General features: G+C 42.1%; 13 protein-coding genes. 10 read left to right on the top strand and 3 right to left on the bottom strand.

Annotated features, from left to right (window positions below):
• Window positions 1–8: 8 nt before the first annotated feature.
• Together AAEU31_RS19825 and AAEU31_RS19820 are read left to right on the top strand one after the other, a co-directional pair.
• Entirely contained in the window at window positions 9–3968 is a 3960-nt protein-coding gene (locus tag AAEU31_RS19825) for a two-component regulator propeller domain-containing protein (RefSeq protein ID WP_421968103.1), read from the top strand.
• A gap of 124 nt (window positions 3969–4092) precedes the next feature.
• A complete protein-coding gene (locus AAEU31_RS19820; protein ID WP_421968102.1) occupies window positions 4093–5226 on the top strand; it encodes a CsgG/HfaB family protein in 1134 nt (377 codons plus the stop codon).
• Between the two features lie 40 nt (window positions 5227–5266).
• On the opposite strand, the gene AAEU31_RS19815 is transcribed toward AAEU31_RS19820, so the two are convergent.
• From AAEU31_RS19815 to deoC, 3 genes are read right to left on the bottom strand one after another with little or no spacing between them, the layout of a single operon-like run.
• Window positions 5267–6115: an SPFH domain-containing protein gene (locus AAEU31_RS19815; protein WP_421968101.1), complete on the bottom strand. Its 849-nt coding sequence runs from the start codon at window positions 6113–6115 to the stop codon at window positions 5267–5269.
• A gap of 18 nt (window positions 6116–6133) precedes the next feature.
• Entirely contained in the window at window positions 6134–6634 is a 501-nt protein-coding gene (locus tag AAEU31_RS19810; protein ID WP_421968100.1) for a hypothetical protein, read from the bottom strand.
• Window positions 6624–7367, bottom strand: a complete 744-nt coding sequence (deoC, locus tag AAEU31_RS19805; protein ID WP_421968099.1) for a deoxyribose-phosphate aldolase — start codon at window positions 7365–7367, stop codon at window positions 6624–6626. The genes AAEU31_RS19810 and deoC overlap by 11 nt, the downstream gene beginning before the upstream one ends.
• A 272-nt stretch (window positions 7368–7639) precedes the next feature.
• On the opposite strand from deoC, the gene cysG reads away from it, so the two are divergent.
• From cysG to AAEU31_RS19765, 8 genes are all read left to right on the top strand, one after another.
• Window positions 7640–9061, top strand: a complete 1422-nt coding sequence (gene cysG / locus AAEU31_RS19800) for a siroheme synthase CysG (RefSeq protein ID WP_253040058.1) — start codon at window positions 7640–7642, stop codon at window positions 9059–9061.
• A gap of 35 nt (window positions 9062–9096) precedes the next feature.
• On the top strand, window positions 9097–9996 hold the full coding sequence (gene cysD, locus AAEU31_RS19795) for a sulfate adenylyltransferase subunit CysD (protein WP_135922817.1): 900 nt from the start codon (window positions 9097–9099) through the stop codon (window positions 9994–9996).
• Window positions 9996–11420 (top strand): sulfate adenylyltransferase subunit CysN, encoded by a 1425-nt coding sequence (gene cysN, locus AAEU31_RS19790; RefSeq protein ID WP_199527553.1) that lies wholly within the window; start codon window positions 9996–9998, stop codon window positions 11418–11420. The genes cysD and cysN overlap by 1 nt, the downstream gene beginning before the upstream one ends.
• A gap of 32 nt (window positions 11421–11452) precedes the next feature.
• Window positions 11453–13180: an SLC13 family permease gene (locus tag AAEU31_RS19785; protein ID WP_421968098.1), complete on the top strand. Its 1728-nt coding sequence runs from the start codon at window positions 11453–11455 to the stop codon at window positions 13178–13180.
• A gap of 14 nt (window positions 13181–13194) precedes the next feature.
• Window positions 13195–13791: an adenylyl-sulfate kinase gene (gene cysC, locus AAEU31_RS19780; protein ID WP_235383923.1), complete on the top strand. Its 597-nt coding sequence runs from the start codon at window positions 13195–13197 to the stop codon at window positions 13789–13791.
• Window positions 13792–13794: 3 nt separating this feature from the next.
• Complete coding sequence (gene cysQ, locus AAEU31_RS19775) at window positions 13795–14565, top strand: 3'(2'),5'-bisphosphate nucleotidase CysQ (RefSeq protein WP_054554817.1); 771 nt, start codon at window positions 13795–13797, stop codon at window positions 14563–14565.
• Window positions 14566–14741: 176 nt separating this feature from the next.
• Window positions 14742–14933, top strand: a complete 192-nt coding sequence (locus AAEU31_RS19770; protein WP_421968097.1) for a hypothetical protein — start codon at window positions 14742–14744, stop codon at window positions 14931–14933.
• Window positions 14934–15086: 153 nt separating this feature from the next.
• Window positions 15087–16349, top strand: a complete 1263-nt coding sequence (locus tag AAEU31_RS19765) for an aromatic amino acid transport family protein (RefSeq protein WP_421968096.1) — start codon at window positions 15087–15089, stop codon at window positions 16347–16349.
• Window positions 16350–17095 lie beyond the last annotated feature (746 nt).

Below are 17095 nucleotides of genomic sequence, written 5' to 3'. Positions count from 1 at the left end.
CGTTCAATTTGACTGCTCAACATAGCCTATTATTTTGTTTTTTTTGCTCTATTACGCTACTGATTTGTTACTCAGTCAGCGCTCGTCCTCTGCATTTAAGTAGCTTCGATAGTCAACAAGGGCTAAGCCAAAACTCCATCAATTGTAGTATCAACGATGCACAAGGGTTCACGTGGTTTGCAACCCAAGGTGGTTTAAATCGATTTGATGGTTACGAATTTAAGCGTTTTAAAGCAACGGGCTTAAAAGGCAGTATTTCAGGTAATTGGGTCACCGCATGTCTACAAGATGAAAATAATCAGCTTTGGTTCGCTACTGCAAGTAAAGGATTAAACCGCTTAGATACAACAACAGGGCAATTCAGCACATATACTTCGTCCAGCTCACTGCTGCCGCTTAGCGATGATAAAATCTGGTCAATGGCGTTTGATAAGTTCGACAACCTGTGGCTTGGCCATGAACAAGGTAAATTAACGATGTTTAATTTACCTAAACAGCAGGTTGAACATTTCCAAATCAAGCTCTCAGGTAATCCAAATATTGTTATTCGCGATATAGTTACAAGCAATAACCAGTTGTGGCTTGCCACCAGCCATGGCTTAATAAAGTTCAATAGTGTTACAAAACAGTTTGAACAGCATGCCACTATCACCTCGGCACTATGGCACATCAACCTTTTAGCAAACCAGCAACTTTTGGTAGGCGCTAAACACGGCTTATACCTTCTCGACCCAAAAAATGACACGACCAATGAGATTGCACAATTTAATGGTGTCTGGATCACTGATAGTTTAATTGATAGCAGTAATAATCTTTGGATCACAAGTTATGGAAAAGGTATTTATTTTCTTGAAGCAGACAAAAATATTCATCAGGATATAGTGCAATATCGACATGACGCACAACTGACAAACTCGTTGAAAAGTGATTATTTATTGTCAGTTTATCAAGATCCTCAAGGCGTTATATGGATTGGTAGTGATGGCTTTGGGGTGCAGCGCTACAATCCTTCTCAACAGCAATTTTCTCATCAAACAAAAACTCTCAACGCTGATTCTCTTAGCCACAACTTTATTCGCGCTATTATCAAGCGCAGCAATGACCAGTTGTGGGTAGGTACTCGCGATGGGCTTAACCTACGAACTGAAAATGGCTATAAAAACTATAAGTCTCAACTCCCTAATAGTAATATTTTTGCTCTGCACGAAGATAATAAACAGCAATTATGGGTAGGAACCTATGGTGGCGGGTTACTTAAATACCAACAAGACAGCGATGACTTTGCGGTCTTCTCGATGCAGAGTCATCAGTTAAGCAGTAATCGTGTCTACGCAATTGCGAGTGACGGTAACGATATACTTTGGCTTGGCAGCAACCAAGGTCTTACCCGCTTTGACCCGAGCACAGGAAGTGTCCGCCACTTCCAACATGACCCTACTCGTAACAGCCTAGCTAACAACACTGTTTTTACACTCGCTTATGATCATGATGACAATGCGCTTTGGATAGGCACGCGTGCTGGACTCAACAAGTTAGATATAGACACAGAGCACTTTACACTCCTTAATGATCGTTCTTCTTCAGTAGAACAAAATGCGCTCAGCCATAATATGGTCACCTCTTTATTACTGGATAATAAAAACACTATTTGGGTTGGCACTATGCAAGGGCTAAATAAAGTCGACAAACAGACCTTTGCCGTTAAGCACTTAACAGAGCAACATGGTCTGGCAAATGACAATATTTTTGATATTTTAGCTGATAAACAGGGTTACCTTTGGCTTGCTACAAATGGTGGCTTATCCCGCTATCAACCGCATACCAACAAAATACAGCAATTTTTACCCGAACAAGGTATTCAGCATCAATCTTTTATCCTCGGCGCGAGCTTTCAAGCTGCTGATGGCGAACTCTATTTTGGTGGCATCAATGGCTTTAACCACTTTTATCCTGAGCAGTTAGATTTAACTCATACGCCACCTACCCCAGTTTTAACTGAGTTGCTGCTCAACAACCAAGCGATTGAGACGCGTTACTTTGATCAGCAATCTGATTTGCTTATAAATGCTACTAACATGCTTTCTCTGCCGCAATCATCTGGAGTCATCGGGTTTAAGTTTAGCGCTCTACAAAATCCAGCAAGCCCAAACCATTATCAATATGGCTATAAATTAGCAGGTTTTGATGAGCAGTTTCTCTATACAGACGCAAGTCTTCGCCAAGTCAACTATCCACAACTCCCTGCTGGGCAATATGAACTACTAATTAAAGCAAAAGATCAGTATGGACAATGGAGTAAAACCAAGTCTTTATTAACACTGACCGTTGTGCCGCCCTGGTGGCAAAGCCCCATTGCATACGTGGTTTATTTTCTTGCCGTATTGAGCGTGGCTTGGTCACTATTAAATGCAATTTACAAACGCAAACTAGCTGAGCAAGACAAACAAAAAGAAGTGGCGTTAAACAAATTAAAAGATCAGTTCTTAGATAACATTAGTCATGAGCTAAAAACGCCCCTGAGTTTAATCCTTGCCCCTGTCAGTCAGTTGCAACAGCAACATCAGGACACGCAATCACAAACTCACCTCGCGAGTATTAAACGCAACAGCCAACGGTTACTTGAACTGATTAATCAATTACTGCAATTAAGCAAACGACCAAGTACTGCTGTGTACACTGTTTCTCCATATTCATTAGCACGTTTTTTAACCGAGCTTACGCAAGACTTCGCCCCGCTATTTGCGCAAAAAAACTTACAGTTTAGTTTTCAAGATAATGATCATTTATTATGTGCGACTAATATTGCACCTAATCACGCCCATTCTATTTTTAGTAACTTAATCAATAACGCCTTAAAGTACACTCCTGAAGGTGGCAGTGTCAGCGTAAGCCTAACGGTTAATCAGCAACAAGCCATAATAAATATAACCGACACAGGAATAGGTATTGCTGTTGAGGATCAGCATCAGGTTTTTAAGCGCTTCACACGTGTTGCGTCAATCGAATCAGGCAGTGGTATCGGCCTAACATTAGTAAAACAACTTGTGGAAGCATATGGAGGAGAAATAACACTTCACAGCGAGATAGGTAAAGGTAGCTGCTTTAGTGTTTCATTGCCGGTTGTTATGAACACCAACCAGAGCAAAACGACCTTAGAACATCGCAGTGCTAAACAAACCCTTCTCATTGTTGAAGACAATCATGATATGACACAGCTACTGCTCAGCTTATTTAATCAAGAATTTAACTGCCTTTGTGCTGCTGATGGCCAACACGCGATTTCCCTTTGCCAAGATGAATTACCAGATCTCATTATTAGTGATGTGATGATGCCAGTTATGGATGGTTATCAGCTACTGGCTAAACTACGTGAAAATCCTGCCACCAGCCATGTCCCAGTGTTACTTTTATCTGCAAAAGCAGATACGCAAAGCCGCTTAAAAGGGCTTGACTTGTTAGCTGATGACTTTTTGAGTAAGCCTTTCGAACCGACTCTTTTGATCAGCCGCGTTAAAAGTCTGATAAGTTTACGCCAGCTATTAAATCAACACTTATCTGCACAACTAGCCGCCCCCATAGCAACGAGCCCCACAGACACTATGGTAGTGCAAAACAAAGACTACTGCTTTACTGAAAAACTCAAGCAAGTGGTGTTAGCCCACTATCAAGATGAAGGATTTTCAGTTGAACAGCTTGCCGCAGCAATGTGTATGAGTGCTCGCGCTTTACAGCTGAAGATGAAATCACTCTACTCCCTCACTCCTTCAGATTATTTACGTAATACACGCATTGAACTAGCAGCAAAGCAGCTTATTAATAGCTCATACTCAATAGGTCAAGTTGCCCAAAATAACGGTTTTAGTTCACAAAGCTACTTCGCAAGAAGCTTCAAAGTGCAATATGGGATATCACCAAAGCAATACCGAGAAAAATATACAAAACAAGCAGATTTTCGCGTCAGTGAATAAAGTTTTCGTCTGAGTACTATTAACAAACCACTGATTTACCTACTTTATATCCATAAAAATTCAAACAGCTCACACATTGTTGTTAGCCAGTTTTCTGCATGAGATATCAGTTAAGGAAAATCATATGCTCACAAAAACACACAAGGCGATCTCGCTAACGTTATTTGCAGCAGCACTGAGTGCATGTCAAAGCACGTCGACATCAACAAGTAATAAAAATAGTCCAAATGTAAATGAAGTCGCACAGCAACAATATAACGGCCCAAAAGCTCGCATCGCTGTAGCCCGCTTTACCGATAAATCAAATGATTCGCGTTGGTGGCGAAAAGAAATCGGTGAAGGTATGGCAGATCAATTAACAACCGCATTAGTCAGTACCAATCGATTTATTGTTTTAGAAAGACAAGCACTCGATGCGGTGTTATCTGAGCAAGACCTCGCTGTTTCAGGGCGCGTAAGTGCAGCATCAGGAGCAGCTTATGGTGAAATCGAAGGTGCCGAAATCGTGGTAGTTGCAGCGGTTACTGAGTTCGATGATGATAGTTCAGGTGCCAGTGTAGGCAGCGGTGGTTTTATTGGTGATGTATTTAGTTCAGTATCGGCTGGTTTCTCAGGCTCACACATGGCCATTGATTTACGCCTAATTGATACCCGCACCTCGCGAATTCTAGCCGCAACCAGCGTTGAAGGTGGCAGTAAAGACTTCGATTTCACATCAGCAGCGACTAACTTTGGCGGTGCACTTGTCGGTGGAAATTTAAGTGGCTGGTCAAACACGCCTAAAGAAAAAGCATTGCGCGAAGTAATCGTAAAAGCCGTTGAATTCTTAGAGTCAAAAGTGCCCACAACTTATTATCGTTATAATAGCGACAACACCATAGCAGCTGGCTACAAGGCCCCTGCACCACTAAAAGTAACCACAGCTGCAGCACCGGCTAAAGCGCCAATAGCATCGGTTACTGTTCCGAGTCACAGAATGCCTTACTATGAAAAAACAGACCTGGCGATGTCACGACTCAATTTAGTGTGTTTAGGTTACTTGAAGCAGCAACCACACTATGAAGAATTTGACGTTGAAGACGTAAAGTATGATCAAGCCACTGTGATTGCGCTCACTGAATATCAGCAAGAAAATAAGCTAAAAGTGACGGGGCTTGCAGATGAAGCAACTAAAAAATCTCTTGATGATACACAGTGTATTGCCAAAACCAACAAGTCACACTTAGAAAGCTTAGGTAGTATGTTTAGATTTGACTGAGTAAACTTACAGCCAGTGTTAGCACTGGCTGTATAAAGCCCTAGTTTGTACCTTTCACCAGTGGCACACCGTTGTTACCAACAGGAATATAAACCGTTGTATGGTTAGGTGACTCAGCCATCTTTAACTGCGCATTAATAGCTTCATGTTGTAGATAGTTTGGTGTCAAAGTGGCATTAATAATTTTTTGCGCCTGTGCAATACCTTTCGCTTCTTCTACACGGATCTCAGCATCTTTACGCGCAATTTCTTTTTGTGTTTCTTTTTCAGAAAGTAATTGTTGTGCTGCGAGCTTTTTCTCAACAGCATTAGCAACGATAGCCGGATAGTTAATATTTCCCACCACAACATTTGCAAGCTTAAACGGCGTTGGTTCTAAATACGCTTTTAACCGAGCTGTTACTTCTGCAGCTATTTTCTCGCGATTGGTTTTTAACACGCCACTATCGTATTGCTGCACTATATCACGCACATAAGTTCTAAATGTTTCACGAACAAATCGCGGATACCAATCTTCGCCACCGTATTGCTCAACCACCGTTCTAACAGAGCCGCCTTCTATTGAAATGACCGCATGAAAATCAAAACTAATATTTAAGTCATCGTTAGCTAATATTTTAAATGCTTCAGTATACGTGTTCGGACGCATATCAATATTAATCACCTGATTACGCCAAAGTGACATGCCGTAGTTAGCAGGGCCAATCATAGTCCCTTGATAACCGCCTTCGCCAAACACGCGTGGCTTTTCAAATACGTAACCTTCTTCACCCGCAGGTGTACTCGGATTAGTACACGCTGTAAGCGATACAGCCACCACACCTACTACTGCTAAACTTGGAAAAACACTAGATAAAAGTGTTTGTGTCCCTGAGCGTTTAAATTTCATTTTTGTTATCTCATTCCATTATAAAATTTGTAACAACTCACCACGATAAAAATCACATAACAACCAAATTTGTTGAAAGGGATGCTGCTTAGGCACATCAAGGTGAGTAAGTACTGACTTAAAATCATCAAAATGCCATATAGTACTGGCATTTCGAATTAATAACCAAGGCTGCGAAGACTCGTAATGTTTCTTAGCTTTTTGTGCCAGCAATCGATGCAAAGCACAGTGCAAACGCTCGTTACTGGGCGCTAAAGCCATTTCAGCGAGATCGCGCTGCATTGAGATAGACAGCGGGCGACCTAGCACCGCCATCGCTTCTGTCTCACTGGCATATAAATGCGCTATTTCAATATCGAGCCGTTCATCACCTTTATAACAACTCACATCTGGTTTACTTGGTGTGTTATGCCAGATATTACGCATGGTTACACCAAACTGCTTTTCATAGCAGCGTAAAAATAGCTTTGCCGCACTATGCTCGAGTGCTATTTTTTCTTGTTCACTCTCACGATTCATTTAATGTCGCATATACATCACTTAATAACCCAGAAGCGCCGAAACGAAATAGCTCTGGCTGTAAGTACGCTTCACCCATGATTGATTCGGCTAAGGCTAAATACTCAGCAGCATCAGTGACTGTTCTGACTCCCCCTGCAGCTTTAAAACCAACCTTTTTACCAGTCGCTTTAATGGTATTTAACATGATGGCTGTTGCAGCTAGCGTTGCATTAACAGCCACTTTACCGGTACTGGTTTTAACGAAGTCAGCACCGCCATTAATTGCCAGCTTAGTTGCCGTTGCAATAAGATCATCGCTTAATTCGCCACTTTCGATAATGACTTTAAGTTGCGCTTGTCTGCCACATGCCTCTTTTGACGCTTTGACATACTCTAAAACTTTGCGCTCATCACCGGCAATCAGTGCTTTATAGGGGATCACTAAATCAATTTCGTCGGCTCCGCGCTCAATGGCAAACAGTGTTTCATTTATCACTTGTTCTAAAGGCTGCTCCCCATCAGGAAAGTTTGTAACTGTCGCCACTTTTACGTGCTGAAGTTCACGCTCAGCGAGTGCCAGTTTAGCGTCACTAACAAACTGGCTGTACACACAAACCGCTGCAGGGATGCCCAATTTTGGCTCAATACTAGCAACCAAGTTATTAATTGATTCTGTGGTGTCGGTGTCATTCAGAGTTGTTAAGTCCATCAGCGCCACCGCTTGAGCAGCGATTGTTTGTGTTTTATTCATTACGTTTACTTTTTTGTTGCTATCTTAGTGACCTATAGTAGCAAATTTTTATCATTCGGCTATAAATCATAACTAATCACCATAAGGCAACTAATTTACTTGTAACTCGCCGCAATCCCTTGTTAACTAAGCCTTAAGCCAAACACAACCACCATATATAACTTTTAGCTATATAAACTTGGTTTTAATTATTTTTTACTTTATATGGAGCACTATATTCTGCTTACCTGCAATAAGCAGTTTATTCAATGTGTTTTAGGGGTGTAGACAAAGTGCAATATTTACCAATCTTTACCAAATTAGACGACAAGCCTGTTCTGGTAGTCGGCGGTGGGGATGTTGCGTTACGCAAGTGCCGAGCATTTTTAAAAGCCCGCGCCAACGTGACCTTAGTCGCCCCTGCATTTTGTGATGAACTACAAGAGCTTGCAAAGCAAGGTGATGTAACGCTTATTAACGACTTTTTCAAAGAGCAGTATTTAGAGCAACAGATGCTAGTGATTGCTGCTACTGATATCGACAGCGTAAATGAGGATGTGTTTAAGCTTGCCAATGCACGCAATATCTTCGTAAACGTGGTAGATGACCAACCTAAGTGCAGCTTTATTTTTCCATCAATTGTTGACCGTGACCCGATCACAATTGCAATTTCAAGCGCCGGTACAGCGCCAGTTTTAGCACGTCGTTTACGTGAAAAACTCGAAACGCTTATTCCACAGCATATTGGGCCACTAGCAAGTTTAGTGGGCAGCTTCCGTGACAAAGTAAAACAACGCTTTAAACACTTTGCCGATCGTCGCCAGTTTTGGGAAGGCGTATTTGATTCATCAGTCGTGAGCAAAGTTCAAGCAGGTAATACCGAAGCTGCCACAGCGCAGCTAGAGCAGATGTTAGATGCCAAGCCTGAGCCTGAAGGCGAAGTGTATGTTGTTGGTGCAGGCCCGGGCGACCCTGAGCTATTAACGCTAAAAGCACTACAATTAATGCAACAAGCCGACGTGGTTGTATATGACTACTTGGTTTCTGATGAAATTATGGATTTAGTGCGCCGTGATGCCGATTTGGTTTGCGTGGGTAAACGTTTAGGCGATCACAGTGTTGCACAAGAAGATACTAATCAGATGCTGGTCGATTTTGCCAAGCAAGGCAAAAAAGTATGCCGTATTAAAGGTGGCGATCCATTTATTTATGGCCGTGGTGGTGAAGAGGTGCAAGTTCTCGCAGCTAATCAAGTACGTTACCAAATCGTACCGGGTATTACTGCTGCTGCAGGTTGTAGTGCTTATGCTGGCATTCCACTTACTCACAGAGATCATGCCCAAGCCATTCAGTTTGTAACGGGTCACTGTAAAAAAGATGGTCAAGAATTAGATTGGCAGTCACTTGCCAAACCAAATCAGACCTTAGCGATTTATATGGGGGTGATTAAATCACCACATATTCAAGCACAATTATTAAAACATGGCCGCGGTGCAGACACACCCGTAGCCATTATCGAAAACGGCACACGTAAAGAACAACGTGTGGTTACAGGGCAATTAGGTGAGCTGGCCGATTTGATTTCGCGCCATAGCATTATTTCACCCGCCTTATTAATTATTGGCGAAGTTGCATCATTGCATCATCAACTTGCATGGTTTGGTCAAACCGAGCAAACCAGCAGCTTTGCCCAGCCTTTAACAGGCGTAGCTTAATTTAACTTTTAATCATTTTAGTAGGACGACTAACAATGGCTTTAACACACCTTCAGCAATTAGAAGCTGAAAGTATCAAAATCATGCGCGAAGTTGCTGCTGAGTTTGAAAACCCGGTGATGCTTTATTCAATCGGCAAAGATTCATCAGTGTTATTACACTTAGCGCGTAAAGCGTTTTACCCAGCAAAAATTCCATTTCCACTTTTACACGTTGATACCAACTGGAAGTTTAAGGAAATGATTGAGTTTCGTGACCGCCTCGCTAAAGAGTATGGTTTTGATTTAATCGTCCATAAAAACCCAGAAGGTTTAGCGATTGATATCAATCCATTTGTGCATGGCTCAGCTAAACACACCGACATCATGAAAACGCAAGGCTTAAAGCAAGCGTTAGACAAATACGGCTTTGATGCTGCGTTTGGTGGTGCACGTCGTGACGAAGAGAAATCACGTGCTAAAGAGCGTGTTTACTCATTCCGTGACAAACACCACAGATGGGATCCAAAAAACCAACGTCCAGAGCTTTGGAATACGTATAACAGCCAAGTTAACCCGGGCGAAAGTATTCGTGTATTCCCGCTTTCTAACTGGACTGAGCTTGATATTTGGCAGTACATCTACCAAGAAAACATTGAAATGGTTCCACTTTATCTTGCCAAAGAGCGCCCTGTAGTTGAGCGTAACGGCACGCTTATTATGGTTGATGACGAGCGTATGCCTTTAGAAGAAGGTGAAGTACCGCAAATGAAATCGGTCCGTTTCCGTACTCTTGGTTGTTACCCGCTAACGGGTGCTGTGGAATCAACAGCAGGAACCTTAACTGAAATTATTGAAGAGATGCTGCTTTCTACCTCTTCTGAGCGTGAAGGCCGCGTGATTGATCACGACTCTGCTGGTTCAATGGAAAAGAAAAAACGTGAGGGCTATTTCTAATGTCTAAAACAAACGACACGATTAATGAAGTAAGAGAGCTAGGCATCGACGCCTACCTTGCGCGTCAACAAGACAAAAGCCTTTTACGCATGCTGACTTGTGGTAGTGTAGATGACGGTAAATCAACGCTGATTGGCCGCCTTTTACACGACAGCCACCAAATTTATGAAGACCAACTTGCAGCCCTGCATAAAGACAATGAAAAAGTCGGTAATGCCGGTGAAGAGCTTGATTTAGCACTCCTTGTAGATGGTCTTCAAGCTGAGCGTGAGCAAGGTATTACCATTGACGTTGCTTATCGTTACTTCTCTACAGCAAAACGTAAATTCATTATTGCTGATACGCCAGGACATGAGCAATACACACGCAACATGGTGACCGGCGCATCAACTAGTGACGTGGCGATTATCCTAGTCGACGCTCGTTACGGCGTACAAGTACAAACTAAGCGTCATAGCTTTATCTGTGACTCATTAGGTATTAAGCAGTTTGTTGTTGCTATCAATAAGATGGATATCGTCGATTTCGATGAAACGGTATACGAGAAAATCAAAGCCGACTACCTTAAGTTTGCAGAGCAGCTAAACGTTACTAATATCAAATTTGTGCCGATGTCAGCACTGAAAGGTGACAACGTAGTAACACGCTCAGAGCACACACCTTATTACACAGAAAAGCCACTGCTGGAGTTACTTGAAGACTCACCAGCAGCTGAAATTGATAACGGGTTTGAAGCCCGCTTACCAGTGCAATATGTAGTACGCCCAAACTTAGACTTCCGTGGTTTCCAAGGCACTTTAACGTCTGGCAAACTTAGCGTGGGTGATGCAGTGAAAGTATTACCATCGGGTAAAAGCTCGAGCATTAAAGAGATTGTCACTTTCGATGGTAACCTAGATACCGCTGAAGCAGGCCAAGCAATTACCTTAACGTTAAACGACGAAATTGATATCAGTCGTGGCGATGTGATTGTACCAGCAGCCTCAAATGCTGCTGTAACAAACCGTATTCAAGCTAAATTAGTATGGATGCATGAAGCACCGTTAGTATTAGGTAAAAGCTACAACTTTAAGTTAGGCAGCAAAAATACCTCGGCAGTGGTAAGAAAGATCGATCACACGATTGATGTTAATACCCTAGAGCATGGTCAAGCTGACTCATTACAACTTAACGAAATTGCCATTGTAACCCTAGAGCTTACAGAAACAATTTTGGCTGATGAGTACCATAACAACCATGAAACAGGTGCATTTATCCTAATTGATCGCTTATCTAACCTGACCGTTGCTGCAGGTATGATTGAACAATTACTTAGCACCGAAGAGCAACAAAGTAACTTTAGCGATTTTGAAGTTGAATTTAACGCATTAGTACGCAAGCACTTCCCTCATTGGCAAGCGCTTGATATAACTAAGCTTAAATAATCACCATTCGCCTGTTATAGGAAGTAAAAAGCATGTATCAACAGCTGGTATTAACAGGCATTATGCTGGTATTAGTCGGGTGCCTTTTTGGCACACGACTAAAACCTGCATGGTTATTTGTCGGCGCCATTGGTATTAGTTATTTAGCTGGGCTGATCAGCCTTGAAGATATGCTAATTAACTATGCAAATCCTTCTTTAATTACTCTTATTCTACTTGTACTCGTTTCGATAGCTGTAGAAAAAACCACGTTAGTGCAAAAGCTTGCTCAGTCTCTTTCGAAAGGTAGCCTGACAAGTTCGGTGACAAAACTGGGTTTATCAACTGCCTTTTTATCATCATTTACTAATAATACAGCAGTAGTAGCATCGCTTATCAGTGCAATAAAAGAAAGCCCGACACATTCACCGTCTAAGCTTTTGTTGCCTTTATCGTACACTGCCATTTTAGGTGGCACGATCACCCTGATAGGTACCTCAACCAATTTAATTGTTAATGGCTTTGCCGTTGAAGCGGGCATGGAGCCACTTGGTTTTTTTGATTTTACCTTGATTGGTTTAGGCGCATTGAGCGTCGGACTTATCACTATTTTAGTAATGCTCAAGTATTTACCAGATAACGGTAAAAATGACCAAGAAGTGGTGCCCTTTTACCTTGAAGGTAAAGTCGAAACAGGCTCTAAACTAATTGGTAAAAGTGTTGAGGAAAATGGCCTTCGTGAATTAAAAGACTTGTTCTTAGCCGAAATAATCTGCGGTGATAAACGTATTTGCGCGGTTACCCCAAAACAAGTTATTAAAGAAGGTGACGTACTGCTGTTTGTAGGTGATATAAAGTCAGTACCTCTGCTCACCCAATTTGACGGCTTAAAAGTTGTACACGACAAACATGAGAAAGACGTTGAGCACCTAGTTGAAGTCGTTGTTAGTCATTCATCAAAATACATTGGTAAAACGATTAAAGAAATTCGCTTTCGTGAACAATTTCATGCAGCCGTTATTGCCATTCGCCGCGGCCATGACCGTTTACAAGGTGGCTTAGGTAAAGTTCAACTGCAAGCGGGTGACTCCTTGATCCTTGCCCCTGGCAAAGCATTTTACTCGCTGCCCAATTTAAAGCGCGAGTTTGTTTATATATCAGGCCTTGATTTACAAACCCATTTAAAACCTAAGCAATCAAATATTGTGCTGGCAAGTTTTGCAACCGTACTAGGGTTAAGTATTGTTGGCCTAGTGCCATTAGTAAAAGGCCTACTCGTTCTTCTTATTGGTTTAATGCTAACGGGCACAATCAAGCTAAGTGATGTAAAACGTCGCTTCCCAATAGAGTTACTCGCAGTAGTCGGTAGTGCCATTGGCCTTGCCAAACTCATGATAGGCACAGGCCTTGCCGGTGAAATTTCGTCGGCCATGTTATACGTATTAGGTGACTTTGGGCCTTACGGCGCATTTATCGCCATATTCTTAATGACGGTTTTATTTACCGAACTCATTACCAACAATGCCGCTGCAGCGCTTTCGTTTCCGGTAGCGTATACACTCGCCGTTGGTTTTGATGTATCACCTTTGCCTTTTATTATGGCTGTCGCATTTGGTGCATCAGCGAGCTTCATTTCGCCATTTGGTTATCAAACTAACTTGATGGTTTACAGCGCGGGAAATTACCGCCTTAAAGATTACATTGCCATGGGCTTACCTTTATCGATTATTTACTCGATTACGGTTTTAACACTCATACCACTGGTATTCCCATTTCAATAACGAGAGTAAAGACAATGGATGAAAATATTGTTTGGCATAATTACGCCATTAGCAAATCACAGCGTAGTGAGCAAAAAAAGCATAAGCCTGCCATTTTATGGTTCACAGGTTTTTCAGGTTCAGGCAAAAGTACAGTTGCTAACGCACTAGAAAGCGCATTAAACCAGTTAGGCGTTCACACCTACTTACTTGATGGCGACAATGTGCGTCATGGCTTATGTAAAGATCTTGGCTTTACTGATGAAGACCGCGTGGAAAACATTCGTCGCGTAGGTGAAACTGCCAAGCTGATGGTCGATGCCGGTCTTGTGGTATTAACCGCATTTATTTCGCCATTCCAAAGCGAACGCGATATGGTAAGAAACTTAGTAGAGGATGGTGAGTTTATTGAGGTATTTTTAGATACCCCGCTCGACGTGTGTGAAACACGCGACCCTAAAGGGCTTTATAAAAAAGCGCGTGCAGGTGAAATTAAGCACTTCACAGGTATCGACTCAGACTATCAAATCCCTACATCGCCAGAAATTAAAATCGATACCAGTAAAAACAGCCTAGACCAATCGGTGCAAGAACTGGTAGCGTATTTAAAACAACAGCAAATTATAGGTTAAGTCATGAATCAAACGGAACTGCTAGAAGAAATCTTACTCCTCGCACGCCAAGCCGGCAGTGCAATAATGGGGATTTACGAAAAGGACTTTAATGTTGAGTACAAAGCTGATGAAAGCCCAGTGACCGACGCCGACCTAGCAGCTCACAAAGTGATTGTGAATGGCTTACAACATCTCACCCCTGATGTACCAATTCTAAGCGAAGAAAGCGCTGATATTAGCTGGGATATCCGTCAAACTTGGCAACGCTACTGGTTAGTAGACCCAATTGATGGCACCAAAGAGTTCATTAAAAAGAATGGCGAGTTCACTGTAAACATTGCCTTGATTGAAAAAGGTAAACCGGTATTGGCCGTTGTCGATGCACCGGCATTAGGTGTGTCGTATATTGCTGCAGAAGCAATAGGTGCCTTTAAAGATAAAGGTGATGAGCGTATCGAACTTAAGGTAACCCGTAAACCAAATAAAGGGCTTATCCGTGTTGTCGGCAGTCGTTCACACCCCTCTCCTGATTTAGCTGAATTCGTAAAACAGTTTGAAGATGTAGAAATGGTTTCAAAGGGCAGCTCACTAAAACTTTGCCTTGTTGCCGAAGGGAGTGCAGATATATACCCGCGCCTTGGCCCAACCTGTGAGTGGGATACCGGAGCAGGTCATGCGATTGCCGAAATAGCAGGTGCAACGGTTAGCAAACTCGATGGCAGCCCACTACTGTATAACAGTAAAGAAGAGTATCTGAATCCGTATTTTGTCGTATCGGCGTTACAGGACTAAAAGCGTTCCGTTAAATACCGTAGGCTGGGTTGAGCGTAGCGAAACCCAGCACCTTTATTATCATCTCAAAGTAAGTCTATAGATTTAACGCCTACCACTTAATAGTGAAGTCCACCTAGATAATAAGTCCTTGTTCCTATAATATTTTGCTCTCTTAATCTATTAAAGGAATAACCATGACGACTGTTGAAAAAGCAATTGAAGCCGGTTACGAGGCACAAATTACCGCACTTTATAAAGCCCTTTCACAAGGGGTGCTTGCTGCTAATGGCGATGAAAGTGAAATCACAGCAGCTGAAGCGCGTTTTAAGAAAGGTTTAGCATTTGCCGCAGACATTAAAGCTCGCGCACTTGCAGCTGCAAAATAAATAGCTTAATTGGGCTTATCTCAATAAGCCCAACTTTTTCCTTTGTAAGTCTCTCCTTACAGCATAGTTATTTAAATACAACGCTAAAACATGCATTCTTAGTCGCTTTTCTATATGCTGCGCGACAATTATTATTCTAATAGTGGAGTGCTAATGAACACACATCAAGATGCTATGCAGTATGATGCATCGACAACAAGTAGTAACTCAAAATGGAATCTTCATGACACCCAGTGGGTGTTAAGTTTATTTGGCACCGCAGTCGGTGCAGGGATTTTATTCTTACCAATTAATATCGGCATCGGCGGGTTTTGGCCTTTAATTATCATGGCATGCCTTGCCTTTCCGATGACTTACTTAGCTCACAGAGGCTTAGCCCGCTTTGTTTTATCATCAAAAAAGCCTGAAGCAGACTTTACCGATGTAGTAGAAGAACACTTTGGCATTAATGCAGGACGCCTGATTTCATTACTGTATTTTCTGTCTATCTTCCCTATCTTACTTATTTATGGTGTTGGCTTAACCAATACTGTAGACAGCTTTATCGTTAATCAATTAGGTATGGAGTCACCACCACGCGTGCTGTTATCTGGCCTGCTCGTTGGCGGTATGATCAGCCTAATGTTAGGTGGCGAAGCGCTCATGTTACGTGCCTTTGCAATTCTTGTTTATCCTCTCGTCGCTATCTTGTTCTTCTTATCGATTTACTTGATCCCAAGCTGGCAAATGCCTGATGTATCAATTCCTGAGTTTTCAGGTTTCATGAAAACACTTTGGCTATCAATACCTATCATTGTATTCTCGTTTAGCCATGCCGCTGCAATATCAAGCTTTGTACATGTACAGCGCGCTCACTATGGCGACAATGCCAAAATGAAGTCAGAAGCAATTCTAAAGCGCACCAGCTTATTATTAATTGTGTTTGTTTTACTGTTTGTATTCTCGTGCGTACTGTCACTATCTACAGAACAAATGGTACAAGCAAAGGCAGATAACGTATCTATCTTGTCATTCCTTGCCAATATTACTGATAACTCGTTTATTGCGACCTTAGGGCCATTAGTTGCCTTTATCGCGATTACCTCATCGTTCTTAGGTCACTTTTTAGGTGCCCGTGAAAGCTTCAACGGCTTAGTCAGTAAACAAGCGCATATGAACCCTAAGCTTGTTGATAAGATTGGCACTGTCATCATGTTCTTCGCTATTTGGTATTGCTCAGTGAGCAACCCAAGTATTTTAGACATGATGGATCAGCTATCAGGCCCAATCATCGCCATGATCCTTTTCATCATGCCAATGATTGCCGTATATAAGGTTCCTAGCTTACACAAATACAGAAACCGCTTGAGCACACTGTTCGTATTAACAGTTGGCTCTCTAGCCGTATTTGCGCTTATCTACAGCATGATTAAATAGTCAAAGCTTAAACTTTAAAAAGCCCAGCAGGGAAGCCTGCTGGGCTTTTTTGTGGTTGTTTTTTGTAGTCGTTTAATATTGAGTAGTTACAAGTTGCTAGTTAGCGAGAGTAAAGTTTGACATCTGCCTCAGGTTGGGTAGAGCGAAATCCAACATGAGTTGCGAGAGTAAAGCTACAAGTTAGAAAGAGTAAAGCTAGCAAGGGTAACGTTTGAAGTCTGCCGTAGGTTGGCTAGAGCGCTGCGAAACCCACAGCGTGGTAATTCGTCATGCACAATGAAGCGGTAAGGCTCATTAATAACAGACGAATTAGCGAAAGGTGAAATAAGCCGTTTTAGAGGCCGCTAACCTGTTAGACATTTTAAGAGTTATACCAATTCGCTTAATTAAGTGGTCTATTTTGAGGCAATAAAACCTCGTTGATAATAAGGCAAAAATTTCGTTATTTAGTTGTTCTAAATCAGAAATTTTTAACGCAGTTAGCGACAGGTTTAATCCCTCAAAATGATTAAGTATTATTGCGGATTGGTATTATTTAACCTTGGAATTATGAAAGGTTCACATGGATTATGTTGGGTTTCGCTACGCTCTACCCAACCTACCTGAAGAATGAATAAGGCACGTTGTGTAAATAGCTTAAACGCAAAAAAGCCCGACTCTTTCGAATCGGGCTTTCTCTAATTTGGAGCCTGGCGATGTCCTACTTTCACATGGCAAATGCCACACTATCATCGGCGCTGTTTCGT

The organism is Pseudoalteromonas thalassia (assembly GCF_049257215.1).
Lineage (GTDB): Bacteria > Pseudomonadota > Gammaproteobacteria > Enterobacterales > Alteromonadaceae > Pseudoalteromonas > Pseudoalteromonas lipolytica_C.
The sequence above is the reverse complement of the archived record's forward strand: the minus strand, read 5'-3'. Positions and strand labels throughout refer to the sequence as shown.